Source organism: Phenylobacterium sp. (assembly GCF_013822795.1).
GTDB lineage: Bacteria > Pseudomonadota > Alphaproteobacteria > Caulobacterales > Caulobacteraceae > Phenylobacterium.
In genome coordinates this window covers 177925-203542 of record NZ_PNLB01000003.1, presented here as the reverse complement: position 1 = coordinate 203542, position 25618 = coordinate 177925, and the positions used below count along the sequence as shown (strand labels likewise).

Here is a 25618-nt window from a genome sequence, read left to right as displayed (position 1 = left end):
TGCTCATGGGGCCGCCTCCGGCAGACGGACGATCTGGACGGGGCGTTGCTTGCCCAGTCGCAACTCTGCGCGATCAATGACGCCATCGACGATGAGGAGTGAGCCGCGCTGGCGCTGGTTCACGAGCTTGGGCTCACCGTCTGGCCCCAGAACCGAGAGGGTTGGAGCCTCACCGGTCGTCGCTCCCGAGGGCAGGGCGACGTAGGTGCGCGCGCCGTCCGTCATCACCGCCGTCGGCGTCCAGGGCGGGCGCGGGCCGCGGGCCGTGATCTTGAAGGCGCTCGCCAGGATCTGGGGTTCTGCGGGCGTAGGCGGCGATGCCGCGGGAGGCGGCGGCGGGGGCGCAGGCGGCTCTGGCGTCCAGGAGGCGGCGAGGTTGAAGTCTCCCTCGGCTCCGGAGCGCAGCATGACGAGGTAGACGCGCCGGTTGGTGGCGATCACGAGGTTGGTGGCCAGGCCGCGCTCGAAGGGCTTTATCAGGATGTGCGTCCGCTGGTCCGCGCCCGACCCTGAACGGGTCTCTGCGATCTGCCAGCGCACCGTATCGCCCGCGGCGATGGAGGCGACGTCCTCGCCGCGGCCAAGGCTGAGCGTGGTGACCCGCAGCGGCGCGGTCCAGATCTCGTAGAGCCGTCCAGGCGCATACGAGAACACTTGCTCGCCGCCGGTGAAGCGGTCGGGCCGGGAAGGTTCAAGCGCGGCTCGGTTGGCTTTGGCGACCGCGCTGGCGCCCTGGGGCGCAGCTACCGCGCCATGCGCTGCGATCGCCAGGGCGGCGAGCGCGCCTGTCGCTACGATGCGTCTGGTGTCCATGACACGTCCTCGATCTTGATCCCGAGCGGGTTCTTCATCAGGTCGGCTTCGGTGGGCGGCGGCTCGATCGTGACCGTGATCAGCGCGCGCCAGCGCTCAACGCCGGACGGCTGGCCGTTCACGTAGCGCCGCTCGCGCCACTGCAAATCGAAGGTCCTGGCGCTGCGGGCCACGACGTTCAGGACTTCCACGTGCACGGCCTCGCGGCCGACCTCGGCGAAGGGATCGTGGTCGCTTGCCCAGGCGCCCAGGAAGCTTGCCGCCTTGGGGCCCGCCAGGTCGTAGGCGCGCAGCCAGTTGGTGCGAATGACGATCGGATCGAGCGGCTTGGACCGGACGTTCGAGATCCAGCCCGCCAAGGCATGACCAATCTGCGCTCGAGACGGGTCATAGCGGTCTGGGAGTGCCGTGATCTTGGCCGGCGCGCCGTACTCCGAGATCTCCACAACGAAGGGGCGTACGACCGCCCGGTCGGCCTGCCGCCACCAGCCAGCGCCCAGGCAACCGGCCAACACGAGGTTGGCGACGGCGAGCCGCCGCCAGTTGCGGGCGTGAGCGAGAGCCAGGCCGCTGCGCTCGTCCCAGACCTGGCCGGCCTTCTGAAAGGGGGTTGAGATCGGCGCGGACGAGCGCGTCCGCCTTGGCTTGAAGAAGGGATGCATGGCTCACGGCTCCTTCGGCTTGAGCTGCGGGGAGATCGTGCCGCTCGACTCTGCGCCCGGCAGCAGGGAGCGGGCGTTGGCTGCGAAGAAGGCCTGCAATGGGCCCTGCTTGCGTGCGGAAGGCGAAGGGCCTGGTTTGTCTTCGCGGCGCAGCGCCTGCCCGAACTCGCGGCGGGCGGCATGTGCTTCGCGTTCGAAGACGGACGCTGGCCGCGGGGCTCCGGTTGGCGCCGATCCCGTGGGCCCAGAGCCAGGCGCAGGAGCAGGCGAGGGCGCAGATCCGGGGCCTGGCGGAGGGCCCGAGCCTGCAGGGCCCGTGGGCGTGGCAGGGGGGCGGGCGGCGCCCGTTGCTCCCGCCGCGGCGCGATGGCCTGAGACGAGATTGCGGCCAGCTGCGACCGCAGCGCCCGTGGCGAGCGCTCCGGCGCCGGCGACAGCGAGCGATCCGGTCACCGCAGCGCCCGCGCCGAGGGACGGGCCGCCGGTGACCAGGGCTGCGGCCAGGCTCGGGATGAAGATCGCCAGCATGGCCAGGAGCAGCGAGGCGCAGAGGATCGCCAGGGCCTCGTAGAGGTCGGGATTCTCCGTCGGCTGCAGATCCTCGAAGATTGTGCTCGCCAGCGAGACGACGATCGCCAGGGCCAGGACCTTGAGCCCGGCGGCCGCCACGTAGCCGAGCGGCCGCTCGGCGAGGAAGGCCGACTTTGACCAGACGCCGAAGGGCAGGAGGATGAATCCGCCAAGCGTGACGATCTTGAACTCGATCAGCGTGACGATGATCTGCAGCGCCAGGATCGCGAAGGCGAGCATGATCCCGATCATCGAGAGGCCCAGGATGAGGGCGTCGACGAGGTTGCCGCCGATGTCGATGGGATTGACGACCGGTGCGGGTGTTTCGCCCAGCGCGCGCACGATCTCCCAGCCGGCCTGAAGCACAGCGCCGGGGTTGAGAAACTCAGCCCGGCTCATGGACCCGCCGCCGGCGGCCAGTCCAAGGTCGATGAAACCGGCCTGGAAGGTTTCGGTGAGCGCCTGCCAGTCATTGATGAGATAGGCGAAGGCCCCGATCAGCAGGATCTTGCCGAAGGCGCCGGCGAGCAGCTCCCGGCCTGGAGAGAGCGCCCACTGGACGCCGGTCAGGGCGACGACCAGGGCGATCATCAGGCCAAAGATCCCATTCACCGGACCTTGCAGGGCGCTGAAACCCGCGCTGATCGCGTTGGAGAACACGCTCATCAGGTCGTTGGTCGTTTCCATGCCTGGCATCGCTCGTCACCTGGCGTTTGCGAACGGATCGAAGGCGGGCGGCGGAATGTCGGAAGGGGCGCGGCCGTAGTACTGGCGCCTGGCTGCAGCGGCCCCGGCACGCTCGGCCGCAGTCTGGGCTGCGTCCTGCGCCATCAGCCTTGATTGGGCCAGCAGCACGGCGCGCATCGCGCCAAGGTCCTCAGCCAGCACCGCCAGAACCTGGGTGCTCGACTGGATGGCCGCCGTCTGCCCGCTGGCGGACTGGCTGGCCGACAGTGCTCCGCTCAGTCTGCCGCCGCGGCCCTGGCTGAGCCGCTCCAACTCGGCGGCCGTCGCCGCCAGATCCTGCGCGGTCGCTCTGGCGTTGGCGTTCCTGGCGCCAGCGCGCTCCAGCGCCTGCCTCGGATCGAGCCCATCGACCGCTGTGGGGTAGAGCTCCTCGAATTGTCGCTCGAGCTGGCCAAGATCGGCGGCGAGGCCGCGCACCTCGCCGGCGAGCGCTGCGATGTCCTTGAGCGTCTGTGAGGTTTCAAGGAGATGGCTATAGGGCGAGGCGGCGAGGTCGCGGGCCTGGTTGATCAGCATCTGCGCCTCATTGGTGAGGCTCTGAAGCTGGCGCGCGGTCTGCAGCGCATTCTCCACGTGATTGGCCGGATCGAAGACGGTCACTTGAGCCGCCGCCTGCGGGGCGGGGATCAAGATCAACAGGCCGGCCGTCACGGCGCTTGCCAGAAGCTCACGGCGAGGGCGGGGGGGTGAGGTCGGGCGCGGCGTCGGACAACGCATCAAAGGCGGCGTCAACATGGAGGTGTCCCTTGGCTTTGAGGAATTCGGGGGCGAAGCGCTCGCAAGGCGCGCGGGCCAGGACCTCGTCGATGAGCGCCTGGTCCTGGGGGCTCGAAGAGCCGCAGAACGCGAGAGCCGCGCCGGTGAGCTTCAGGTCGAAGAGCCGGCGCCCGTGCGGTTGGCGCCAATAGTAGGCGCGCTTGGGCGGCGCGAAGGCCAGCAGCTCAAGCTGGCGCGCGTTGAGCCCGAAAGCCCGGTAGTGGTCGGCGCTGGCGGGCTCCAGGGCGCGAGGGTTGGGTAAGAAGATCTGCGTCGGACAGCTTTCGATCAGGCTGGCGGCGATCGAGGAGCGGGCGATGTCGTCCAGGCTCTGAGTGGCGAAGACCACCGCGACCCTTCGCTTGCGCAAGGTCTTCAGCCACTCGCGGATCTTGGCGGCGAAGCGCGGCTGGTCGAGGAAGAGCCAGGCTTCGTCCAAAATGAGCAGCGTCGGGCGCCCGTCGAAGTCGCGCTCGAGGTCGTGGAAGAGCGCCGTGAGGGTCGGGCCGACGGCGCGAGGGGCGCTCATGAGGCTCTCAAGCTCATAGGTGTCGAAGGCGCCTGGGGCCTGCAGCTGCGCGGCGCCGTCGAGCAGGGCGCCGTAGGGCCCCGCCAGAGTGAAGGGGGCAAGCGCGGCGGCCGCCGAGGCGTCCTGCACCAGGGCGCTCAGCACGCTCAAGGTCCGTTGCTCGGCCGGCGCTTGGGAAAGCGCCGTGAGCGCGCTCCAGATCGCCTGGCGCCGATCGGGCGTCTCTGCGACGCCGGCCGCAGCAATGAGGTCCTCGACCCAGTCGGCGGCCCAGGCGCGCTCAGCTTCATCGTCTATGCGGGCCAGCGGCTGCAGCGCCGCGATCTCGCCCGGTTCAAGCGCCCGCCATGTCCCGCCGGCGGCCAGGGTGGCGGCGCGCGCCGAGCGCTGCTTGTCGAAGAAGACCACGCGCGCGCCCGGATATCTGGACCACTGCAGCGCCAGGAAGCTCAGCAGCACGCTCTTGCCCGAGCCGGTCGGCCCGACCACCATCGCGTGGCCGACATCGCCGACGTGCAGCGCCATCCGAAACGGCGTCGCGCCGGTGGTGCGCGCGATGGCGAGCGGCGGGCCGCCGAGCGCTTCGTCCCACGCCGGACCGGCCCAAACCGCCGAAAGCGGCAAGAGGTCGGCGAGATTGAGCGTCGAGATCAACGGGCGGCGGACGTCGGCGTACGGCTCGCCCGGAAGGGAGCCCAGCCAGGCCTCGACGGCGTTGAAGTCCTCTTCGCGCGCCACGAAGCCGCGGCTGTTGAGCGCCGCCTCGACGATCCTTGCCTTTTCCCCGGCCAACGCCGGATCGATATCGGTGAGGCTGATCGTCATGGTCAGGTAGCCGAAGGCGCAGGCTTCGCCGCCAAGGGCTTCGAGCGCGCCGTCGCACTCTCCGGTTTTGGCGGCGGCGTCGGTGTCGAGCAGCGGGACTTCCTCCCGCGTGATGGCCTCGCGCAGCAGCACGCCCGCGCCCTTGCGCTTGGCGAACCAGCGCTTGCGGATCTTGGCGATCTCAAGCTCGGCGTCGGTCTTCGAAAGGGCGATCCAGCGGGCGCACCAGCGGAGCTCGAAGGGGAGATCTCCAAGGGCGTCCAACAGTCCAGGCCGGGTGGACGGCGGAAGACTTCGCACTGAGATCACCCTGAGCGCTTGCGCGCCCAGTTGCGGCGCAAGACCGCCCTTCAAGTCCCGGTCGCAGAGCAGCGCGTCGAGGAAGACAGGCGTCTCGGGCGGCGCAACCTCAGCGCTCGAGGTGGAGACGCAGGCATGCAGCCAGGTCAGCAGCGCCTCATCATCGAGGGGCTGGGCCTGGGGCAGGGCGTCCGCCAGCAACGCAACGATGGCGGACGCTTCGCGTGAGAAGGCCTCAAGGCTGGTGCGCCAGTCGCGGCCGTTCTTGGCGAGCCCCTCGAACATCCAGCGCTCGAGCCAGCGGACCTCGTCGCTTGGCGCGAGCCAGGTCAGGGCTGCGCGATAGTCCGTCTCGAAGGCGGGGTCGGCCGCGTCGAAGAGGTGGCGGCGCTCCTCATCGACCAGGCGCGCCGCCGGGGAAGGAAAGGCGCCGTCGGGATAGGGATCGGCCCGCCTGCGGCGGGCCTCCACATGCAAGCACCAGCCACTGCCCAGCCGCTTGAGCGCATTGTTGAGCCGCGCGCGCACCGCCATCAGCTCATGGGGCGTGGATGAATCCAGGTCCGGGCCGCGAAACGTAAGGCCGGTGGTGAACGAGCCGTCCTTGTTGAGCACGACGCCCGGGGCGACGAGCGCGGCCCAGGGAACGTGGTCGGCAAGGCAAGCGGGCCTGCGACGAAACTCTTCGAGAAAACGCATGGGGCCTCACACGCTCAGATGCGCGGGCAGGGCCAGGTGCCTGCGGGCGACGGCGAAGAACAGGCGGTCGCGCTGGGCGGCGAAACAGCCGGCCGCGTGGCTGAGCGCCCACCAGAGGAGCCCCAGCCACCAGATGCGCAGAGCCAGGCCGAGCACCAGGGCGATCGTGCCCATGAGCACCACGTAGTCGCGCGGCGCGCCGGCCAGCAGCACCGGCTCGCAGAGCGCCTGGGCGAGGGGGAGGTCGAAGCCTTCAGGATGATCCTCCATCACCCGATCTCCACGCCGCCGCTGAAGCCGAAGAAGTCGAGGAAGAAGGTCGAGGCCGCGAAGGCGATCGAAATCCCAAACAGGATGGCGATCGCGCGCCGCAGCCCCGAACCGCTCTCGCTCATGGCCACGCCCGCGCCGAAGATGACGACAGCAACGACCGCGGCCGCCTGCGCGACCGGGCCGGTGATCGAGTCGACGACCTGTTGCAGCGGCCCCTCCCAGGGCATCTGTGAGCCGGCGGCCAGGGCGGGCGCGGCCGTGAGCAGGCCGCAAGCCGCCGTCGCGGCCCAAAGGCCGCGCGCAAGGTGTTTGCGCATGGTTGAAGTTCCTCAGGTTCGGAGCCGCTCGACATCAGCGGTTCACGACTCAAGGCAAGCAGCGCTCGATGCGTGAGTCAACGCGAAAAATATAATAAAATCAGTGAGTTGAATAAAACTCCTGAGGGGTTTCAGGCAAGTCGTCGCTGGTCGGGGATAAGTCGAATGCGAACCTGGACGCGACTTGGCTGAACCAGACAGCGTCACCCTCAAATCTCAATGATATCAATGGGTTGGTGGCGTCGCGACGCGCTTGGTCACGATCGGTGTTGCGCAGGAATGGAGACGACGCTCTTGCGTTGGTGAGGGGCTGAGAATTGGAGCCCGTATGCCCCTTGGTCTGTCGCTCAGGTTCTGACCTTCGCTGGTCGGCGCCGGCTACAAGCGCTCGGAATAAGAGGCCTTCATCCGAGCGTTTTCACATCGTCCGTGGGCGACGGCGGCGATCCTCAGAGGCCAAGGACTTCGGATACGGCGCGGCCGGCGGGGGTGCGCTGGATGTGCACGATGAGGTTGATGCTCTGGGCGATCAGGCGCTGGGCAGGCGCGGCTAGGACCTCGGTCAGGAGGTCCTCCAGACGCGTGAGGGCCTCTGGCGCGGAATTGGCGTGAAGGGTAGCAAGGCCGCCGGGATGTCCGGTGTTCCACGCCTTCAGGGCTTCGAGAGCTGCCGCGCCGTCGCGGACTTCGCCGATGATGATGCGGTCGGGCCGCAGCCGCAGCGCGTCGCGGACCAGATCTCCGATCGTCACTGGGTTTGGCGCACGCCGGGTCAGCAAGGGTAGAAGGTCGAGGGCCGAGCACTGGAGCTCGGGGGTGTCCTCGATGAGGATGATGCGATCGCGGGCGAAGGTCTGTTCAGCCAGGAGGGCGTTGGCGAGCGTGGTCTTGCCCGAGCCGGCTCCGCCGCTGATCAGGATGTTGCGACGGTCGGCCGCCGCACGCCGCAGCTCCGTGGCCTGATCCTGGGTCATCTCCCCACGCGCCACGTAATCCTCGAGGCTGAAGATCACCGAGGGACGCTTTCGGATCGCGAACGCCGGCTGGGCGGTGATGGGCGGGAGCATCCCCTGGAACCGCTCGCCAGACGGCAACACGCCTGAAAGTCTCGGCGCCGTTGGTCCGACGTGCTCGCCCACATGGTCTGCGACCAGCCGGATGACGCGCTCGCGCGCCGGAGCGGGCAGCATCTGGCCGGTGTCTGACCGGCCTTGACCCACGATGTCGACCAGCACCCGCCCGTCGGGATTGACCAGGATCTCGACGACTGCGGGCGCGCAAAGTGCCGCCAGGATCGTGTCGCCAAGAGCGTGGCGAAGCGCCTCCAGCTTGCGCTCTGCGACGATCGGATGGGCCGCCGTCACGGTTGCTCCACTGCCGGAGCAGGGGGTTTGGCGTCTTTCCCGCGGCCGCCGGCCGCGATACGCGCGGCCGTGGCGTCCAAAAGGCGCTCGATCCGATGATCCACCGCGGCCTGAACGATCGGGTTTTCGTCGACCGCAGCATCAGGCAGCCGAAGGAAGAAGGCGCGGGCCAGCTCGATGAGCAGTTCCTGGATGATCTGCACGTCGCGGCCGGTCAGGCGCATGTGGTCGCGCAGCGACCGCTCAAGCTGCAACAGCCGGTCGTCTGGATCGCCAGGTCCGCTGCTGCGCAGACCCCGCGCGATCGCGCGGCCCGCGGCCTGGCTCAACGGCAGCCTGCCTTGGCGGGCTTCGCGATTAAGAGCGGACACCAGCTTGGGATCAGTCAGGTAGACCTGCACGCGCGCCGTGGCGCGAAGATCAAGCTTGGCCATCGTCGCGTCTCCGCATTTGCTCGAGCGCCGCGTCGCGCGCGCCCATCTCCTCGGCGATCCTGGCGGCGGCGCGGCTGTAGTGTTCCTCAGCCTTGGCCACGGCGCGTTTTTCGGCGATCGCCGCTTCGTTCTCCTTAAAGAGCGGCAGGGTCTGCTCGCTCGAAATCCCCAGCGCGCGCCGTCCCTCCCAGGGATGAGGGCGCGGGGGCGGCGCTTCGAGCTTTGCGGCCTGATCAGGCGGCGTAGCGCGTGCGCGCTGGCGGAACGGAGACTTGCGGTCGTATCGCAGCTTGCGCGCCAGGATCGGCGGGCCGCCGGGCGTGAAGACCAGTTGAGCATCGTGCGCCAGCGCGCCGATCTCTCCAGGGCTCATGCGCGGGCGCTCGATCATCGAACGCGTCAGGCTCGTGCGTCCGCTGTCGGGAAACTGGGGCGAGCTGCGGCTGATCTGTTCGCGTTCCTGCGTACCTGTCAGCCGGCTCACCTTCTCCTGCGTCATCGGATTGAGCGCGGAGAACGCGGTGAAGACGTGGCAGTTGTCGAGAATGGTGTTGTGAGGCCCATAGGTCTCGACGATGTCGTTGAGGCTCTGGGCGACGAGCATGGCCTTGAGCCCATAGCCGCTCATCAGCCGCAGGCTCTTTTCGAAGAACTCCAGTCGCCCCAGCAGCGGGAATTCGTCCATCACCAGCAGCAGCTGATGGCGCTTGGCTCCGCCACGCGCATCGCGCGTCTCCTCGGTGGTCAGCGCCTGGGTGGCGGCCTGAAAAATCAGCCGCACCAAGGGGCGCAGCGCCGCCGCGTCCGCCGGCGCGACCTGGACGTAGAGGGATACCGGCCTTGGCGCGCTCATCAGGTCGCAAAGGCTGAAGTCCGATGTACTGAGCGTCCGCTCCAGGTCATCGCCGGCCAGCCACTTGAGGTAGGAGCGGGCCGTGCCCTGCACCGAGGTGCGGAACCGGTCGTGCATGGCCGCATGGCCTCGCACGGCGATCTCGATGAAAGGATGGCATTGCGGCGCGCCGTCCGGGCCTGCGCGATGCAGGGTGCGCGCCATCACGTCCACGCTGGCGTCGAGGTCGGCCAGCATCTCGCGCACCGTGAGCAGGGTCTTGGCCCCGTCCTTGGCGGCGTAGAGCACATGCAAGATCACAGCCTCCAGGATCTCGGTCGCGGCCTTGTCCCAGATCGCCTCGTCGTCGCGTGTTCCGCCAGGATCGGAGAGGATGGCGGCCAGGCGCTGGACCTGGGCCAGTTCAGATCGGCCTGGGACGATCTCGGCCAGCGGGTTCCAGCGCGCGCCGGCGGCCGCGCGAGGATCAAAGCAGAGCGCCCAGGAGAACGTGGATCGAAAGCCGCTGGTGATCGGCCAGAGTTCGGACTTCGGGTCATGGACCAGGACGCTCTGTCGCCAACTCAGCAGCGTGGGCACGACATGCCCACGGCCCTTGCCCGATCTTGTGCCGCCGGTGACCAGGGTCGGGCGAAGGTCGCGCGTCGCCAGGACCTTGCCCTTGAGCTCGCCGATGACGCAGCCATCCCTGGCTGCAAGGCCGGCCTTGCGCGCAGCGCTCAGCCCGCCCCAGGCGAGCGTCGGGCCGCGCTTGCCGCTATCGGCCGCCAGGGCGGCCGCCAGGCCCGCGCCCAGGCCAAGCAGGGCCAGCCAGCCGGCGGTCCGAGCCTGATCAGGATGCTGCTTTGCGAGCGCATGCTTCCAGCCCAGCACCGCCCAGGGTGGATAGAGCACCGCCCCCGAACCCATCGCCAGGCCAGGGCCAAGCGCAGGCGACCAGCTAAACGCCCAGCCGACGTACTGACTGGCCGACTGAAGGCCAAGCACCAGACCTGCGGCGGCGCAGGTCAACCGCAGCCGCCCGCTCAACGCCCTTCTCCCACCAATCGCGACACGCTTCGCCTCCCTTGCGGATGCACACGCATGGCGAGAATGTTTGGCGCGAAGCTCGCAAGCGGCGACCCCGTAAACTTGCGGGGTCGCTTGCCTTGGAAATGCGGGCGTTTGAGGCCCGGCTTTCAGGGCGAAAGCAGCCCCAAGGCGATTGCGCGGGAAATGGCCTGAACCCTGGTGCGCACCCCAAGACGTGCGCAGGCCTCGGCGATGTAGTCGTCGACGGTGCGTGGGGAGATGCCAAGTATCGCGCCGATGTCGCCCGAGCTCTTGCCGGCCTGAACCCACCGCAGGCACTCAACCTGGCGCGGGGCGAGCAGGGGAGCAGCTGACCCGGCGGCCCGGGGACTGGCCAGGGCTGCGGCCCTGGCGAACTCGAAGGCTCCGGTGAGACTGCCAGCGGTCAGTCGCTGAAGGTCCTCGCCCAGCACAAACACAATGTCCTCAAGCGCGCCCAGCGCGATGCTCACAGCCTTGTTGTCGGCGCTGCGAATGGCGATGTGTGCGCCGAGGTGCTGGCAGAGCAGGAGGGCGGCGAGGTCGCAGTTGGCGGCGGCCGCGAAGCCAGCGAGCCGCTCATAGGTCATCGGACCCCGTCCGCTTTCGAAGTTCTCGTAGGTGCGCAGCGACATGCCCATTGCGCGGGCGACATCGCGACGGCGCAGACCGCGATGGCGACGGATCTCCTCCAGCGCGGCCGCCACGACGGCGCGTTCGCCTGGAACCTTTGCCATGCCGTCGCAACCTCCGGATGTTGATGTCGCCCTCGATAGCGCGTTTTCGCATGCCGCGCGCCCCGCAATCCTGACGGGTCGGATTGGGCGCGCCTTGTCGAGCGGTCCTCGGAGAAATCCTTTGCGCGGGCGCTGTTTGAGCGATGCGAAAGAAAGCTGCGTATATTCCGGCGCGTCACGTCCGGTGGTGAGCTCCGTCAGTCTACGGGATTTCGCAACCTGCGGACTTGCGGCCAACCTTAGTCAGCGCGACAACCACGGGTCGAGATGTTGCGGGGTGCGTTGGGTTGAGATGCTTCGGGTGCGTGATCCCTTCTCGGAAGCCGTATGCGCCATCCGCCGCCGCGTGCGGGCCGGTCGCTATGTCCTGGGTGAACGGCTGGCGATCACAGAACTGGCGTTGGACCTGGAACTGAGCGCGACGCCCATTCGCGAAGCCCTGGCGCGCCTGGCCGGGGAGGGGCTGATCGAAGAGCGCCGGGGGCAGGGCTACTTCGCCTGGCGCCTCGACAGCGTCGACCTCCTCGAACTCTACGCCCTCCAGGAGCTCTATCTTCGCTTCAGTCTTGAGCGCTCGCGTGCGGGGAGCTTGAGCGCTCTGAAGATGGAAGCCTGGGAGAGCGCGGAGGAGGCGTTCGAGGACATCGTGGGCTGGAGCGCCAACGCAGCGCTTGGGCGGGCCAACCGCCTGCTCGCCGATCGGCTCGCCGCGCCGCGCCTGGCCGAGCCTTTTGCGTTCGAGACGCAGGTCGATGACCTTGACGCCCTAAGGGCGGGAAGAGACGTCGATGACCTGCTGGCCGCTGTCGAGGCCTACCACGCGCGCAGGATCACGGCCGCAGGCATGATCATCCCGGTGCTGCGCAGCCTCCCGCAGCCGGTTGCGGATATATTCCCGCGATAGGCGATATATAGTTTGAATCAATGACTTGGCGAGTTCCTGCTGAGGGCGCCGCAACAAGCGGTGAACCCTAGCCAAGGAGGCTGTCATGTCTTCAAAGTACCTTCTGATCACCTTCGGCGACGCCAAGCGTCTGACCCGCGGCGTCATCGGCGCGGACTATGAGCTGGACTTCCAGCCGCATCCGTAAGGCGACAAGCGGGCGCGGCTTTATCCCGGGCGGCGCCCGCCCTCTTTCGGGGAGGGGCATATGCGTTTCACCCATCATACCTACGCCGCCGCTCCCGGCGGCGACCTTGTCCTGCTTAATCTGGCGCAGGGCGGATATGGCTGCCTGCCAGGTTGCGGCGCGCTGCTCACCGTTACGCCGGGCGAGGACGGCGTGGCGCTGGCCGATCCTGAGCTCGAACGCGCGCTCCTAGAGATGGGCGCCATCGAGGAAGGGCCTGCCAGGCGCCGGCCAGCCGCCGCCGCCAGCGAGCGCGATCTCAGCGGCATGGCGCTTCCCAGGCCGCAGCTTAGCGACCTTGCAGCGCTCGCAGGCGCGCTTGGTCAGATGAACGCGGAGTACCGGCGCGCGTCGTTTGGCGAGGTGATCGCAAGCGCCCGTCTCCATGGCCTGGGCGCGGGCGGCGACCTGGCCAGGATCGAGGAGCTGGCCCTGGTCTTTCGCAGGATGCTGCCCTGGATCCCATGGCAAGGCGTCTGCCTCTATCGAAGCTGGTTGTTGCTGGCCTTCCTGCGCCGCCGCGGGGTCTCGGCCACATGGGTGTTTGGGGTGCAGACCTACCCCTTCGAGGCTCATTGCTGGCTGCAGGCGGGCGACCTGGTGCTCGACGACTATGTCGAGCATGTGCGCGGCTTCGCGCCGATCCTGGCGCTGGCCCCATGAGTTACCTGGCCGTCTGCCGCAATCCGCGAGCGCCCGAGCCAGCGTGGCTCGGCGCGCTCGCCAGAGCCGTCCCGCCGCAGTGGAGCGTGCACGCGCCGGCGCCAGGCGTCCTGGTCGCCCGGGCGCAGGGCAGGAGGGCCGCGCTCATCCCCCAGCCCTGGGGCGTGGTGATTGGCGAGCTGTTCGGCGGGACCATGCGGGGTTGCGAGAGCGCACGCGAGCAGGCCGCCGGGCTGCTGGACCGCGCCTGGGGCGCCTATGTCGCGCTCATCTGCGAGCCCCGCTCAGGAGAATGGTCGGTGCTTCGCGATCCTTCCGGGGCGCTGGACGCCGTGGTCTGGCGGCGCGACGGCGCGGTGCTGATCGCCGGCGACCTGCAAGGCTGGCTCGCGCCCTGGCTACCCGCCGACCTCGCCATCGACTGGTCTGCGCTCGCCGGCCTTCTGGCCGATCCGGTGCGCGTCTCGGGGCGGCTCGCGTTGAGCGGCCTCAGCGGCTTGGCGCCGGGCGAGTTCTGGTCTGGCGGCGAAGCGACATTGCTCTGGTCGCCCGCCAAGGCAGCCCGGCGAGAAGCGACGCCGGCCTGCGAGGCGATGTGCGCTCTGCCGGACCTGGTCGACGAGGTCGTGAGAGCGATGGCCGGCGAGCGGGTCTTGATCGAGCTTTCGGGCGGTCTGGACTCGGCCATTGTCGCCAGCGCCCTTCGCAGCGTCGGCAAGGCCCCAGCGTGCGCGCTCAACTATCACACGGACGATCCTGGCGCCGATGAGCGAGCCTACGCCCAGATGGTCGCCGAACGGCTTGGCTTTCAGCTGACGGCGGCGTCGCTCGGGGCGCCTGTGCTGGATCTTGTGGGACTGGCGATGCAGGCGCGCGGCCCAAGACCGCCCTTCAACGCGCTGGACCAGCAGCACGAGGCCGATGTCTCTGCCCGCTGCGAGGCCCTGCACATAGACACCCTGCTCACGGGCCAGGGCGGCGACCATGTGTTCTTCCAGGCGCCCAGCGCGCTGATCGCGGCCGATGGGGCCCGCCACGGTCCGCAGATGCTGGCTGTGCTCTCACGACGCCTGGGCTGCTCGGCCTGGAACATCATCGGGGAGGCCTGGAAGGCGAGGTTTGCAGCCGCCCCAGCCCGACCCATGCCGGCCTATCTTACGAGGCAGGCCTGGGCGGAAGGACTTCGCGGGGAGAGTCATCCCTGGCTTTTGGACCTGGACGGGTTGGCGCCGGGCAAGCGGCTGCAGGCCGCGAGCCTGGCCGGCGCGCTGTCGCTGATTGGCGCCAGCCGGCGCGGCGAGGCAGCGCAGCTTCGCCACCCGCTGCTCAGCCAGCCGGTCATGGAGGCGTGCCTGCGCATCAGCGTCGGCGATCTGACGGCCGGCGGGCATGACCGGGCGCTCGCGCGCGCGGCATTTGCGAGCCGGCTGCCCGCCGCCATCATCGCTCGGCAGGGCAAGGGCCGGCTCACCGCCCACTATGGCCGCGCCATTGCAGCGGGCCTGCGCGAGCTGTCGCCGCTGATTTTAGAGGGGCGTCTGGCGAGCCAGGGCCTGCTCGATCGCGAGGTCCTGGCGCGAATGCTCAGCGTCGAACACCTGGCCTGGCGCGGCGGCTTCGGCGCGATCCTCAGCCTGGCGGCGGTGGAGCTTTGGGTGCAGGCCTGGGAAGCAAGGATCGGCGCGCGATCCTAGAACGGCTCCTGCTGCTCGATGGTGAAGGCGCTCAGCGGCACGAATATCCATCGGCCGCGCTCCTGATAGGCATAGCTTATGCGCTCTGAGAGGGCGGCGATCTGGCGCGTCGGTCCCTTGAGCTGAATGAACCGTTCTTGCCCGGTTGGTGAGCCGATCAACAAGTCGACCGCCGAGGCCTCTGGCCGATACCGGGCGGTGTAGGAAACGCAGGAGCGGCCCTGGCAGATACGCTGCTCCAACTGCGCAGGCAGTGGCGGATCTTCAGCGTCGCTGAGGACGATAGATGTGCGGACGCCGTCGATCGTCGTGACCGCCGTTGAGCCGCCGCCGTCCACAATGACCTCCATCTTCAACCGACTATCGGGAAGGCAAAAGGCCATGACCAGAATTGCGCAGGGAATGTCCATCGAGACGCTCGCGCCGGCGGGTGGAAGACGAAACAACCTTTACTGCGCCGTCCTGCGCTAAACGCGCGAGCATCCCTACGGCTCCGCTCGACGGCTCATAGCGGCTGGGAGTGGTGATGCGAGGGAGATCATCTTGGTTCTAGCCCTAGGGCGACGCTGACTGAGTGCGTCGCTCCAGCCAGGCGAAAGCGCGGTCGTAGACGGCCTTCAGGTTGCCAGGCGTGGAGACGATGTGTCCTTCGCCATAGGCGGTGATGAGGGTGACGTCCTTGGCCTGACGCGCCAGGGCGCTGAACATCTCCTGAGCCTGCCCGAGCCGCACGAAGTCGATGTCGCCGTGGATGAGCAGAACCGGCGCGGTGATCTTGTCCGCCTGGAAGACCGGGCTGTTGCGCACGAAGAGCTCGGAAGCTTCCCAGGGCGATGCGGCCAGGCCCGCCTGCCCAGCCTCCGACCAACCCACCATGTAAGCGCTGATCCCATCCTGCGGCCGCGCCTCTGCGTGCGGATCGAAGACGCCGCGGGCGCTGGCGAGGTTGGTGACGGCGGCCGAGGCGATCACGGCGCAGAACCGCTCGCTCTGGGCCGCCGCCATCAGCGCGGTGTAGCCGCCGAAGCTCTGGCCCCAGAGGATCGGGCGGGAGGCGTCGAAGCCTCCGACCCTCGCGGCGACAAGGTCGACGGCCGCGAGGATCTGATCGGCCAGGCCAGCGGCGGGCTCGCCGCCCGCAGGCCGGGGCAGGGCTGGCACGAGGACGGCGTAGCCGGCGCTCGCCATCAGCTCGGCGTTGGCGGGAAAGCGACCGGTCCCGCCCCCGTAGGGTCTGGGGGGCGGATAGGCCAAGAGGCCAGGATAGGGCACGACGATCAGCGGGGGGCGCTCGGCGCGTGGATGCCGCGGCAGGAGCAGGTAGTGCTCCAAGGCCGCTCCATCGGGCGCCCGATCCTTGATGATCCGCACAGTGGCGAACTCGACATCCGAGAACTGGGGATTGAGCGACATCACCACTCGCGGCCGAGGAGCTGCGAGGACGAGGTCAAGACCGCCCTGGTCGTTAGACGACACGCGAGCGTATGCGCCTGCGGTCAAGGCTGTGCTCCAGGCCTGGCCGGCGAAGGGTGGGGCGATATCTCCGGCTGTAGAATGCGCCCGCTGCGATCCATCCTTGGTCGAGAAGAACCAACCGACCGGCGCCGGCGCGGTCTGGCGCTCGCGGCTGCTCAAGGAAAACCCCTGCGGGGATAGGGGCGACGCGTGGGTCGCCACAGGTTCGGCTCGCCTTGGCCCGACCCGCCAGAGCGCGCCGGCGCTGGCGACGACGAACGACGCCGGCTCCTGCGCCAGCAGCCGTGGGGACGGCGCTACGGGAAGGTGCTCAGTGAGATTGACCGGCGCGGCATCGCCCAAGGCGTACCAATCGGCGCGGCCGCCTAGCGGCTTCAGCAGGGCGATCGGCGTCGCCCCCATCCAGCTGGCCGGCGGGATGACATGTCCCTCGCTGGTCTGGCCCAATACGAATTGCAGGTCCCCGGTGTGCAGGGCCGCGGCGCCTGTGGTTGCGAGCCGCAGCAGCTTGGCCTGCGCCTCGCCGCTGCGGCGTCCGTGGACCAGGATCTGGCGAGAGTCTTCAGACCAGTAGATCAGGTTAGGGGAGAGGTCGCAGTCTGCGCAGGGCGTCGCCACCGCGCCGGTCTGCAGGTCGGCCAGGATGAGGTTACGGCGACGGTTGGCCGTCGCGACCGTCCTGGGAGAGGGCGTAGGCGCGATAGCCTCCAGGTTGGTCATGGCCGCGACCTGTCTCCCGTCTGGGGAGATCGCCAGATCGTAGATGTCGCCATGGGCCAGGACCTGCCGCCTGCCGCTCGGCAGATCGACGAGCAACAGCTCTCCCTCATCATCGGGCCTGCGAACGCCGGCATAGGCGCTCGAGGAAGCGACCTCGCTGATTGCAGTCGCGCCCCTGGCTGCTGCCGACCATTGGGCCAAAAGCGTTTCTCGCGCCCGCCAGCCGGACCTTAGGCGCAAGGGTATGGAGCGGCGGGCCGCGATCACGAGCTGATCGTCCGACCGCCAGGCGATGGTCTGGCCAAGCTGCGCCAGCTCCGGCGTGACCCCAAGCCATCGGACCTTGCCGGTGGCGAGCGTGACGACGCCGGCTTCCCACTCTCGACCTTTCAGGCGAAGGACCACCATGGCCCCGCCGCCCGGCGAGATCGGGCCCGCTGTATGGCCTTCACCAGGCCCCGCCGCGATCAGGAGGCGCGGCGTGGCCTGGCTCTCGACGTCGACGACATAGAGCCGGCTGCGTCGGAGAGAGGGATAGGTGTCGTACTCGAACGGCCCCGCGTCCTTGAACGGCGTGTGCCGCTCAAAGACAAGGCTCTTGCCATCTGGCGTGAAGGCCATCTGGCCGAACTCCTCAGCCGCCAGTAAATCGGCGACCGAGAAGCTGCGGGCGCTGGCGCTGGTGGCGATCGCGGCCAGGCACAGGGCCGCGACCTGCGAAGCAAGGCGCATGGGAAAGGCGTCCTGATTGGCTAGGGTTTGGGCCTTGCGGCCTACCAGCGCTTGGTCAGCTGCAGCGAGACGTAGCGTCCGAGCGGATCGGCGTTGGCCGGGTCGTAGCCGATGCCGGTCGGCCCGTCGTAGAAGGGCGGATCGGCGTCGAGCACGTTCTGCACATTGAGCGCGAGACTGAGACCCTCAAGGCCGCCGACCGCGATCTGCGGCGCCCATCTCAGTTGCAGATCGGTGGTCGCCCAGGCGTCGATCTTCGCGCCGGTCTCGGACTTGTAGGTGTCGACATAGTTGAGGGCGACGCTCGCGCCGAAGTCGCCCCGCGACCAGGCGGCGCTAAAGCGACCCCGCAGGTCCACCGGCTGGCCTGGCCGGTTCAGGGTCTCGATGCTCGGCGCGCTCGGCGTGAACTGGCGCTCGAAGTCCGTCAGGTAGCTCATCGACAGGGCCAGATCGTATTGGCTTTGGCCAAGGTCGAAGCCGTAGGAGCCCGCGACGTCGATCCCGCGTACCCGCACCGAGCCTGTGTTGACGAAGCGCGCGTCGATGATCGCCCGATAGGCTTCGGCCGGAAACAGGCCGATGTTGGCCGAGGTCGAGGCGGCCATCAGGGCCCTGATCCTGGCGAGATCGGCTGGATTGTTACGTGGGTCGACGTAGGTGACGAAGGGCGCGAAGGCAGGGTTCTTGAGCGCATTAGCCGGGTCGGTGAGCACAGGCGTGCCGATCTGGTCGGTGAACTCGACGTCGAACCAGCTGGCCGACAGGTTCAACCCCGGCAGCGCCTCGGAGTCGTAGTCGAACCCGAACGACCAAGTGGTGGCGCTCTCGGGCTCGAGGTCTCGGTTGCCGCCGCCCATCAGCATGCTCAGCACCTGGCCGCCTGTGCTCTGGCTCAGCACCGGCGAGTTGTTGGCCAGCTGATAGAGCTCGGGCATGTTCGGAGCCCGGAACGAGGTCCCGTACGAGGCGCGAAGCGTCAGGGCGTCGGTCGGCGCCCACAGCAGCCCAAGCTTGGGATTGGTGGTCTGGCCAAAGTCGCCGTATCGCTCGACCCGCCCCGCCAGCGAGGCTTCGAGCCGACGCACAAGCGGTACATCCATGTCCTCGCCGATCAGAGGCACGCGCAGTTCCAGGAATGCGGCCTCGATGCTGCGCTTGTAGGTCTCTCCGCCGACGCGGACCGGGCTGGCGGTCGCCACCAGATTGGTCGTCTGCGGCTTGAACCGCTCGCGCCGCACCTGCACGCCGATGGCGGCCTTCACCTCGCCGCCGGGCAGCGTCCAGACCGGCCCGTCGGCCTTGGCGTCGAGCGTCTGCACGGTCGAGAGATTGCGGCTGCGGCTATAGCCGCTGGCCAGGAACGCCAACAGCGAGCGGCTGTTCGCTCCGCCGTCGCCATAGGGATTGAAATAGCCGTCGCGGACGGGTGACCAGGCAGTGGTCTGGTCGTCGGGAATGGCCCCGAGCGCCTCGTTCAGGAAGCGCGAGTTGATCAGGTTGCGGCTGTCGCGCTCCCCGAGCTCGCTGGCCATCGCCCCATAGACGTCCGCCCGCCAGTCGGCCGGAAGGTCGATCTCGAGCCCGGCGGAGATCCCCAGGCTCTTGGAGCTGCCATAGCTCGACTGGGCGCCGATCTCGTCGGCGAACGAGTAGCCGATGACATGCGAGGCCGAGCCGCTCGGCGAAACGAAGAACGGGTTGGCGCGGGTGATGGTGAAGGCCGAGATGGGGCTCGGTCGATTGATCTCGTTGCGGCGGTGGTTGTAACGCGCGTCGGCGACCAGGCGGACGTTGGAGCTGAGATCCTGGACGAGGCTGACATAGAGCCCCTGACGCTCATCCTTAGGCAGGACGTCGCCGCCTTGGCGCTGGTTATGCAGGTTCGGGACGCCGGCGATGAAGTCCGACGGCCGCAGCCCCACGCCGTTCTGCCCTGGAGGCACCGACCATCCGACCACGTAGGATGCGCTCGCCGGGTCCAAGACCAGGATGTTGGCCGGGTGGCTGTAGATCACCCGGTGGTCTGTCCCGCCAAGGCTCCTTAGGTCCGAGTTTGCAGTGAACGGGCGGTCGGACGCCTTCAGGCCCCAGCGCCGGCCATACTCATAGGAGACCACGAAGTCGCCGCCCGTCCAGCTGGTCCCGAAGGTGTGCGCCGCCTGGATTTCCTCGCCGCCGCCTTGCGTCGAGGTCCCTAGCCGTAGACGGGTCTCGGCGCCCTCGAAGCGGCGCTTCAGGACAATGTTGACGACGCCGCCCACGGCGTCGGAACCATACAATGCGCTCGCCCCGTCAAGCAGGACGTCGATCCGCTCGACCGCGGCGGTCGGGACCGCCGAGACGTCGGCGAAGTCCGCCTTGGTTCCGGTGCCGCCCATCCGCCGACCGTTGACCAGGACGAGCGTCGCCGAAGCCCCCAGGCCGCGTAGATTGACGCCCGTGGAGGCCAGGTCGTTGGTCCCACGCCCGTCTGTCCCGAGGATCGCCGTCGATGCAGATCCGGCGCCGCCGAAGTTCTGCGGCAGGTCCGCGAGCATGTCCGACACGGTGGCGGCGCCCGTGCGATCGATATCGTCACGGCCCAGCAAGATGAGGGGGGAGGTGGGAGCGTCCGCTCCCCGGATCAGGCTGCCTGTGATGATCACCTCGTCCACCAGGGTGGCCGTCGCGCCGGGTAGGACGCTCTCATGGGCGGCGGAAGATGCGTCCGGCGCCGAACCAGGCGCGGGCGCCTCGTTCGCCTCGCGGTCCCCTGCGGGTGGGTCGCCGGGACCGCGAGGCGCCCCCGTCCGGCCGGGCGTGGGCGCCGGCCGTAAGACGAAGACATCGGGGCCGCTCTGCTCGGCCCGCAGGCCAGTGCCGGCCAGTAGCCGAGCGAGCGCGGCGTCAGGGTTGAGGGTCGCCTTGATCCCAGGCGCGCTGCGGCCGGAGACCTGGCTCGGGTGAAAGAGCACCTGGCGGCGAGATTGGGCGGCGTAGACAAGCAGGGCCGTGTCCAGCGGCTGAGCTTCAATGGCGAAGGTGATCGCCGGCGCGGCGATGGCCGGCGACCCGGCGGTGATGACGGCGCTTAGCGCCGTGGCGGCCAGCAGGCTGGTCCTGTGCACGTGTTTCCCCTCTCGGGGCCCGATCTCTCGCCGGCGCTCGCCGACCTGGCGGGCGGTCCCGGTCTGGCGGGCCTCACGGGAATAGACGGCTCACGACACCCTCTACCCTAAATGGCGCCTGTCATTTTTCTTTCGGCAGATCGGAAACGGGGTCAGGCGGCCGGCGCGAGCCGGATTTCGCGCGCCGTCCGCTCCTGGATCGTCAGGTTGTGCAGGCTCTTCACCGCCGCAACGAAGGCTTCGGTGTCGCCGCTCTCGAACGAGCCACTGACCGGTATGGCGCCAAGCGCAGCGTCGGAGAGCACGACCTGCGTGCGGCTGTATCGATTGACCTCGTCGATGGCCGACTGCAGCGACTGGTTCTGGAAGACCAAGCGACCGCTGGTCCAGCTGGTGGCCGCGGCCGCGTCCACCAACTCGCGCGAGGCCGTTCCTTTGCGAAGGGTGATCTGCTGGTCAGGGGCGAGGATCCATGACGATGGACCAGAGGTCAGTGCGGTCGCGACTTCGACCTTTCCTTCCAACAGAGTCACTTGGACCTTGCCGGTCGAGCGGCGGACGTCGAAGCGCGTACCAAGCGCGCGGACCGACGTGCCCTCTGCGTGGACAATGAAGGGGCGGGAAGGGTCGTGGGCGACCTCGAAGAAGGCCTGGCCCTTCGTCAGCTCTATGCTTCGCTCTGCCTTGCTGAGCTTGACCTTCAGCTGGCTGTCGGTGTCGAGGCGAACGCGGGAGCCGTCTTCCAATCGCACCAGGCGCTGCTCGCCGATCTCGGTGCTGTAGGGCTCGCCCGTGTACGCGCGATAGCCGTAGGCGACGGCCGCGCCAAGGCCGACCGCGAGAAGGACGGCCAAGGCGCCTTTTCCGCCAGGGCCTTTGAAGGGGCCAGGCTTTGACTTCCGCTCCAGCGCATCCTGGCCCGCTTGGGCGATGTCCGGGTCGCCTTTCAGCTGTTCGGCGCGCCGCCAGAAGGCGTCGATGTCCGCATAGGCCTCGCGGTTGTCGCCTATCTCCTTCCAGGCCCGAAACTCGCGTAGGCACTCGGTCGTCACCGTCGTGGTGTTGAGCCGCGCATACCAGCGGGCCGCCTCATCGCGGGTCTCTTTGGCGATGGGGTCCCTGCCGTTCATGGCTCCGCCTTACTAGTCGCGCAGGGCCTCCTGGCAGAGGGCCAGCGCTCGGGACATGCGATACTCGATGGCCTTTACGGATAGGCCGCGTTCGCGGGCGATCTCCTCGTAGGAGAGGCCGTGGAACCTGGAGAGTATAAACACGTCCCGGTAGAGTTCGGGAAGCCCCATGATGACCTGCTTCAGGAGCAGGGCCGTTTCCTGGTCGGGCCCGACCCATGGGGCGATGTGGTCGGGTAGGGCGTCGATCTGGAGTGCGGCGCCGCCGCGAACCTTTAGCTTCCGGGCTTCGTCAATTGCGATGTTGCGTGCGATCCGGGCGATGAACGCGCGCGGATGTCGCGCGACCGCGCCGGAGCTTAGAGCGCGGAGGAGGGCTTCTTGGGTGAGGTCGGCTCCGGTGGTGGTGCGTCGATTAAGGAGAACATCGCGCGCTGCACTAGCGAACTTGGCCCAGCCGGAAGCGGCCCTACTCTGGAACTTACGCGGCATCAGATCCACCTCTTGATGACAGCAAGTCAACTCTAAGGGTGAAAATTACACCTTATAAGGTGGTAAAGATACCTAATAGTGGCGCGCTGAGGGCGATTCTCGGTCCATACGCTGCATGGTCACTGCCGCGCAGATTCGGGCTGCAAGGGCGTTGCTGGGCTGGTCTCAGCACATGCTCGCTGACAAGGCCATTGTGTCGGTGAACGCAGTAAATCGACTGGAGCGTGAGCTGGTCGATACGAAGATGAGCACTCTCTCGGCCGTCGAAAAGGCATTGCTCAGGGCCGGCATCGAGTTCATTTCGCCCGCGAGTGAAAAGGGCGAAGGCGTTCGGTTTGCTCGAGCGGACCGGTAGGGCCCACGCTTCGGAAACGCCTGACACGCAAGAGTCGCAGGGCCAGCCATCAATGTCTGCAACGGGCTCCTAGCGGTCCCTGGCGACGTCCGTTCTTCGGACCGCGCTGGAACCTAAATCCAGTGCGTCTGCGTCGGGTGGAGAGCGGAAGGATAGCGGCCGGCTCAAACCTGATTGCCCCCATACCGGACATGGGGATGGCGCAATGCGGCCTCACGTGAAGTCTGCCTCGGAACAGTTCGCGATTTCAGCAGGATCGCCCCTGAGCGCCTCAGGCCTGAGCGTGGCGTCGTAGTCGGGGGGCGAGGGCGCCGCCCCCCTTCGCCCAAGCAGCTCTTCCCGACCGGCAACGACGTGTCGACCTACAGGTTCTCGGTCATCGACCTGGCCGCGACCGGACCTTTCGTGATCGACGCCCCGGCCGGCGTGCTGGGCGGGATTGTCGACTACTGGCAGCGCGCCGTGCTGGACATCGGTCCGGGCGAGACGGCGCGGGGCGCGAGGCTGCTCTTGCTGCCGCCAGGACACACGGGCGCGGCGCCGGGGTTATCTGGCCGTGCCGTGCCGGACCTGGGCGGGTGTTTATGTTGGCGCGCGGTACGCCGAAGGCTGGCGAGGGCCCCGACGCTCTGGTCAGGCTGCTCGGCTCGATTGGCCTCTATCCATTGGCTGAGGTCGGCACGCCGCCGCCCACCCGCGTGGCTCGCGAGGTCATCGTGATCATTGGCGCTCGTCCATCGCACGACTTAGTTGGGCCGCACGGTGCGCTCTGAGCGATCGACACTGGAAATTCGCCCCGGACCGCCGCCGGCCGTACCGTGCCGGGACAGGCCCGCGGCTCGGTGGTTAATCCGCTTGCAAAGCGTTCACCTTTGACATTTCCTCCCGACACCAGACTGGAGGGGGGGCTCTGATGCGGGTGGAAGTTCTCGAACAGTTGGCCCCTTGGCTGACACGTCGGCTCGTGTTGATGGGCGCCTTGGCCTATTTCCTCGCATCTCTTGTCGGCTTCGTCGTCGCCAAGCTGTTCTTCCCCGACGCCGTGGTGATCTTCGGATCGTTCTGGGAATCCGGCCGCGCCGCGAGCGCGGGCCTCGATCCCTACCTCAACTATCCGCTGGTCTTCACACCGAAGTTTCCGTCCTTCGTCCACGAAGTGAACATGAACCCGCCGGCCGCGCTGCCGCTGTTTCAGGTGTTCGCTCTGCTGCCGGTCACTTTCGCCGCGGCGCTGTGGGTGGTCATCTTCGGCGCCCTGCATCTCGCCTGCGTCTTCGCGCTCGACCGCCGCCTCGATCTTTCCCGAGTGCAACTGGTCTGGCTGATCACAGTGTTCGGCCTCGGCGGGATCGGCATGGGTCAGATCTACACGTTGCTGCTGGCGCTGGGTCTCGGCATCTGGCTTAGCCTGCAATCCGACCGCCTCACGCTGGCCGGCGTGCTGCTCGGCATTCTCGTCGCCATCAAGCCCAACTTTGCGCTCTGCGGCATGGTTCTGTTCGCTTCAGGCCATTTTCGTCCGGTCATGATCGCCGCGCTGGTTGCCATCGCCTTGAGCGCGCTGCCGGTGCTGCTCTATGGCCCGCAGGTCTATGACCAGTGGCTCGCCGCCATCGCGCGCGACAATCATGGCACGGTCTTTGCCCACGAAGTTTCGCTCAGCGGCTTCCTGCGCCGCGCGGGACTGGGCATGATCGCCTTGCCAGTTGCCCTGTCGGCCTGCCTTGCGGGCCTCGCCTATGCCTGGCGCGCGAAACCGAGCAGCCTGGACGCGCTGGCGTTCGGAATCTGGCTCTCGATCATCTGCGCCCCGCTGGCCTGGGGCATTTACCTCGTCGTCATCACGCCGGCCCTCGTTACCCGGCGCTGGGACTGGACGATGATCCTCTGCGTCGCGCTTCTGTCGCTCTCGATCGACCTGAGCATCTGGGCGATCCGGCACCCCGCCTTCGTGACCCTGGTGGGCGCGCTCTACATGGCGCCGATCATGCTGGTCGGTTGGGCGATTGTGCGCCGCATCGGCATGGCGTCATCGGCGGGCGGATCGCCAAGCGGGCCGACACTGCAACCCGCCTATAAGAAGTCCGGGTCGGCGTAGTAAAAGGCGTCGATGCGCGGCTGGCCGGCGCGGTGAAGGTGCCGAAGGTCTCGACCCACATGCCAACCCGGTCAGCGGTAAAATAGGTTGCCTTGGCCATTGTTGCGGCGGTCACCCAGGTGTCGCCGAAGTCGAGGCTGAACTTGAGGATGTAGTTTGTGCTGTAACAGGTCAGAATTGCTGGCCCGGTGAGCGGGGTTTTTGTCCCAGGAACACGATCGAGCGCGGCGATCCGGGTGAGTTTCTGTCCCGCGCGGTCAGAACTTTTGTCCTCAGGTCGCGGAGATTTTGTCCGGGCTATAGGTCCGCTCAGGGCTGATTGTGTTGAAAAGGCCGGTCGATCCGTCGCTCGCCCATCATCGCCGTCTCTCCCGACCCAAGGAGAGTGAGTCAGGCCCGCGTCATCGCTTCAACCGGCCTTTTTCAACACAATCGGACGGAAGCGGTCGGGCCTGAGCTCCCGCAAGCGGACCTGGTCTAGGGTCTGCTTCTCGGCTGCGCCCCAACTTCTGCTGATGGCGCCGAGCCGACCTCAGAGCCGCTTCAGACATGGGTGCCCCGAAGCCGACTCCGCGAGCGGCTGGGCAGGGTGGGTAACGAACCTTGGCGAAGATCGGCCACGAGGAAGGTCCCGCCAACTGTCGACGTGCCGGGCGTGATGAGACTCTCCCGCCGCCTCACGCCCGCGCCCCGACCAACCGGCTGTTTCCGGCCGCCACTGCCCGCTGCGTCAGCTCCGTGCCAGGGGCTTGGACCGTTCCCAGTACAGAAGGATGCACACCCGGTACCATCCAGGGGTCGGCAATAGACGCGGCCGAACGTGCTGGCGTTGGGTCGGGCCGCGGCTGATGAAGCCACTCGCCAGCACGTTCGGTCGGCTCGACTGCCGTGGGGTACGGCCGCCAAGAAGAGCTGCAATCAAGCTCCGCCTGAACGCTAGCAGCGTGTCTAGGCTTGTCTACTCGGCGAGATAGTGAGGCTTGAGAGATGTTCTTGCCGCCGTCCCATATGGGTTGGCGCTTCAGCCTATGGCCGACGTCCAAGCGTGGCCAAACGCGAAGGCTCAACATGCCGCTGCTGTGCCATCGC

At 67.9% G+C, this 25618-nt stretch carries 22 protein-coding genes; 6 read left to right on the top strand and 16 right to left on the bottom strand.

The annotated features are described in order from the left end of the window. Window positions 1-3: 3 nt before the first annotated feature. The 11 genes from C0481_RS04020 to C0481_RS03970 form a co-directional block, all read right to left on the bottom strand. Entirely contained in the window at window positions 4-813 is an 810-nt protein-coding gene (locus C0481_RS04020) for a TrbG/VirB9 family P-type conjugative transfer protein (protein WP_293400927.1), read from the bottom strand. Then, a complete protein-coding gene (gene trbF / locus C0481_RS04015; protein ID WP_293400926.1) occupies window positions 792-1475 on the bottom strand; it encodes a conjugal transfer protein TrbF in 684 nt (227 codons plus the stop codon). Before trbF ends, C0481_RS04020 begins: the two co-directional genes overlap by 22 nt. 3 nt (window positions 1476-1478) lie before the next feature. After that, on the bottom strand, window positions 1479-2732 hold the full coding sequence (gene trbL / locus C0481_RS04010; RefSeq protein WP_293400925.1) for a P-type conjugative transfer protein TrbL: 1254 nt from the start codon (window positions 2730-2732) through the stop codon (window positions 1479-1481). 15 nt (window positions 2733-2747) lie between these two features. Then, window positions 2748-3428 (bottom strand): conjugal transfer protein TrbJ, encoded by a 681-nt coding sequence (locus C0481_RS04005; protein ID WP_293400923.1) that lies wholly within the window; start codon window positions 3426-3428, stop codon window positions 2748-2750. 31 nt (window positions 3429-3459) lie between these two features. Further along, window positions 3460-5901, bottom strand: coding sequence for a conjugal transfer protein TrbE (gene trbE / locus C0481_RS04000; RefSeq protein WP_293400921.1), 2442 nt, complete (start codon window positions 5899-5901; stop codon window positions 3460-3462). 6 nt (window positions 5902-5907) lie between these two features. Then, window positions 5908-6171 carry a VirB3 family type IV secretion system protein gene (locus C0481_RS03995; RefSeq protein WP_293400919.1) on the bottom strand — a complete coding sequence of 88 codons (264 nt, stop codon included), beginning with the start codon at window positions 6169-6171 and terminating at the stop codon, window positions 5908-5910. Next, on the bottom strand, window positions 6171-6491 hold the full coding sequence (locus tag C0481_RS03990; RefSeq protein WP_293400918.1) for a TrbC/VirB2 family protein: 321 nt from the start codon (window positions 6489-6491) through the stop codon (window positions 6171-6173). Before C0481_RS03990 ends, C0481_RS03995 begins: the two co-directional genes overlap by 1 nt. 449 nt (window positions 6492-6940) lie before the next feature. Further along, entirely contained in the window at window positions 6941-7855 is a 915-nt protein-coding gene (gene trbB / locus C0481_RS03985; RefSeq protein WP_293400916.1) for a P-type conjugative transfer ATPase TrbB, read from the bottom strand. Further along, window positions 7852-8289 carry a hypothetical protein gene (locus C0481_RS03980; protein ID WP_293400914.1) on the bottom strand — a complete coding sequence of 146 codons (438 nt, stop codon included), beginning with the start codon at window positions 8287-8289 and terminating at the stop codon, window positions 7852-7854. Before C0481_RS03980 ends, trbB begins: the two co-directional genes overlap by 4 nt. Further along, window positions 8276-10171, bottom strand: a complete 1896-nt coding sequence (locus tag C0481_RS03975) for a type IV secretory system conjugative DNA transfer family protein (protein WP_293400912.1) — start codon at window positions 10169-10171, stop codon at window positions 8276-8278. Before C0481_RS03975 ends, C0481_RS03980 begins: the two co-directional genes overlap by 14 nt. A gap of 149 nt (window positions 10172-10320) precedes the next feature. After that, window positions 10321-10929 carry a helix-turn-helix transcriptional regulator gene (locus tag C0481_RS03970; protein ID WP_293400910.1) on the bottom strand — a complete coding sequence of 203 codons (609 nt, stop codon included), beginning with the start codon at window positions 10927-10929 and terminating at the stop codon, window positions 10321-10323. A 136-nt stretch (window positions 10930-11065) separates the two neighbouring features. Between C0481_RS03970 and C0481_RS03965 the strand changes: the two genes are divergently transcribed. From C0481_RS03965 to C0481_RS03955, 3 genes are all read left to right on the top strand, one after another. After that, complete coding sequence (locus C0481_RS03965) at window positions 11066-11833, top strand: GntR family transcriptional regulator (protein WP_293400907.1); 768 nt, start codon at window positions 11066-11068, stop codon at window positions 11831-11833. A gap of 247 nt (window positions 11834-12080) precedes the next feature. Next, the gene (locus C0481_RS03960; RefSeq protein WP_293400905.1) at window positions 12081-12722 is read left to right on the top strand and encodes a lasso peptide biosynthesis B2 protein; all 642 of its coding nucleotides are present in this window, start codon (window positions 12081-12083) and stop codon (window positions 12720-12722) included. Continuing rightward, a complete protein-coding gene (locus tag C0481_RS03955; protein ID WP_293400903.1) occupies window positions 12719-14416 on the top strand; it encodes an asparagine synthase C-terminal domain-containing protein in 1698 nt (565 codons plus the stop codon). The genes C0481_RS03960 and C0481_RS03955 overlap by 4 nt, the downstream gene beginning before the upstream one ends. Here the strand turns inward: C0481_RS03955 and C0481_RS03950 are convergent. From C0481_RS03950 to C0481_RS03930, 5 genes are all read right to left on the bottom strand, one after another. Next, the gene (locus C0481_RS03950) at window positions 14413-14826 is read right to left on the bottom strand and encodes a hypothetical protein (RefSeq protein WP_293400901.1); all 414 of its coding nucleotides are present in this window, start codon (window positions 14824-14826) and stop codon (window positions 14413-14415) included. The genes C0481_RS03955 and C0481_RS03950 overlap by 4 nt on opposite strands. 145 nt (window positions 14827-14971) lie before the next feature. Further along, a complete protein-coding gene (locus tag C0481_RS03945) occupies window positions 14972-17344 on the bottom strand; it encodes a prolyl oligopeptidase family serine peptidase (RefSeq protein WP_293400899.1) in 2373 nt (790 codons plus the stop codon). Between the two features lie 41 nt (window positions 17345-17385). Continuing rightward, entirely contained in the window at window positions 17386-20454 is a 3069-nt protein-coding gene (locus C0481_RS03940) for a TonB-dependent receptor (protein WP_293400897.1), read from the bottom strand. Between the two features lie 152 nt (window positions 20455-20606). Then, window positions 20607-21584 carry a FecR family protein gene (locus C0481_RS03935; RefSeq protein WP_293400894.1) on the bottom strand — a complete coding sequence of 326 codons (978 nt, stop codon included), beginning with the start codon at window positions 21582-21584 and terminating at the stop codon, window positions 20607-20609. Between the two features lie 12 nt (window positions 21585-21596). Continuing rightward, entirely contained in the window at window positions 21597-22076 is a 480-nt protein-coding gene (locus C0481_RS03930) for an RNA polymerase sigma factor (RefSeq protein ID WP_293400892.1), read from the bottom strand. A gap of 115 nt (window positions 22077-22191) precedes the next feature. Between C0481_RS03930 and C0481_RS03925 the strand changes: the two genes are divergently transcribed. The 3 genes from C0481_RS03925 (at window position 22192) to C0481_RS03920 (ending at window position 24529) form a co-directional block, all read left to right on the top strand. After that, window positions 22192-22431 carry a helix-turn-helix transcriptional regulator gene (locus tag C0481_RS03925; RefSeq protein WP_293400890.1) on the top strand — a complete coding sequence of 80 codons (240 nt, stop codon included), beginning with the start codon at window positions 22192-22194 and terminating at the stop codon, window positions 22429-22431. Between the two features lie 174 nt (window positions 22432-22605). After that, entirely contained in the window at window positions 22606-23151 is a 546-nt protein-coding gene (locus C0481_RS21860) for a DUF1254 domain-containing protein (RefSeq protein WP_363223129.1), read from the top strand. 193 nt (window positions 23152-23344) lie between these two features. Then, entirely contained in the window at window positions 23345-24529 is a 1185-nt protein-coding gene (locus C0481_RS03920) for a glycosyltransferase family 87 protein (RefSeq protein ID WP_293400888.1), read from the top strand. The last annotated feature ends 1089 nt before the right edge of the window (window positions 24530-25618 follow it).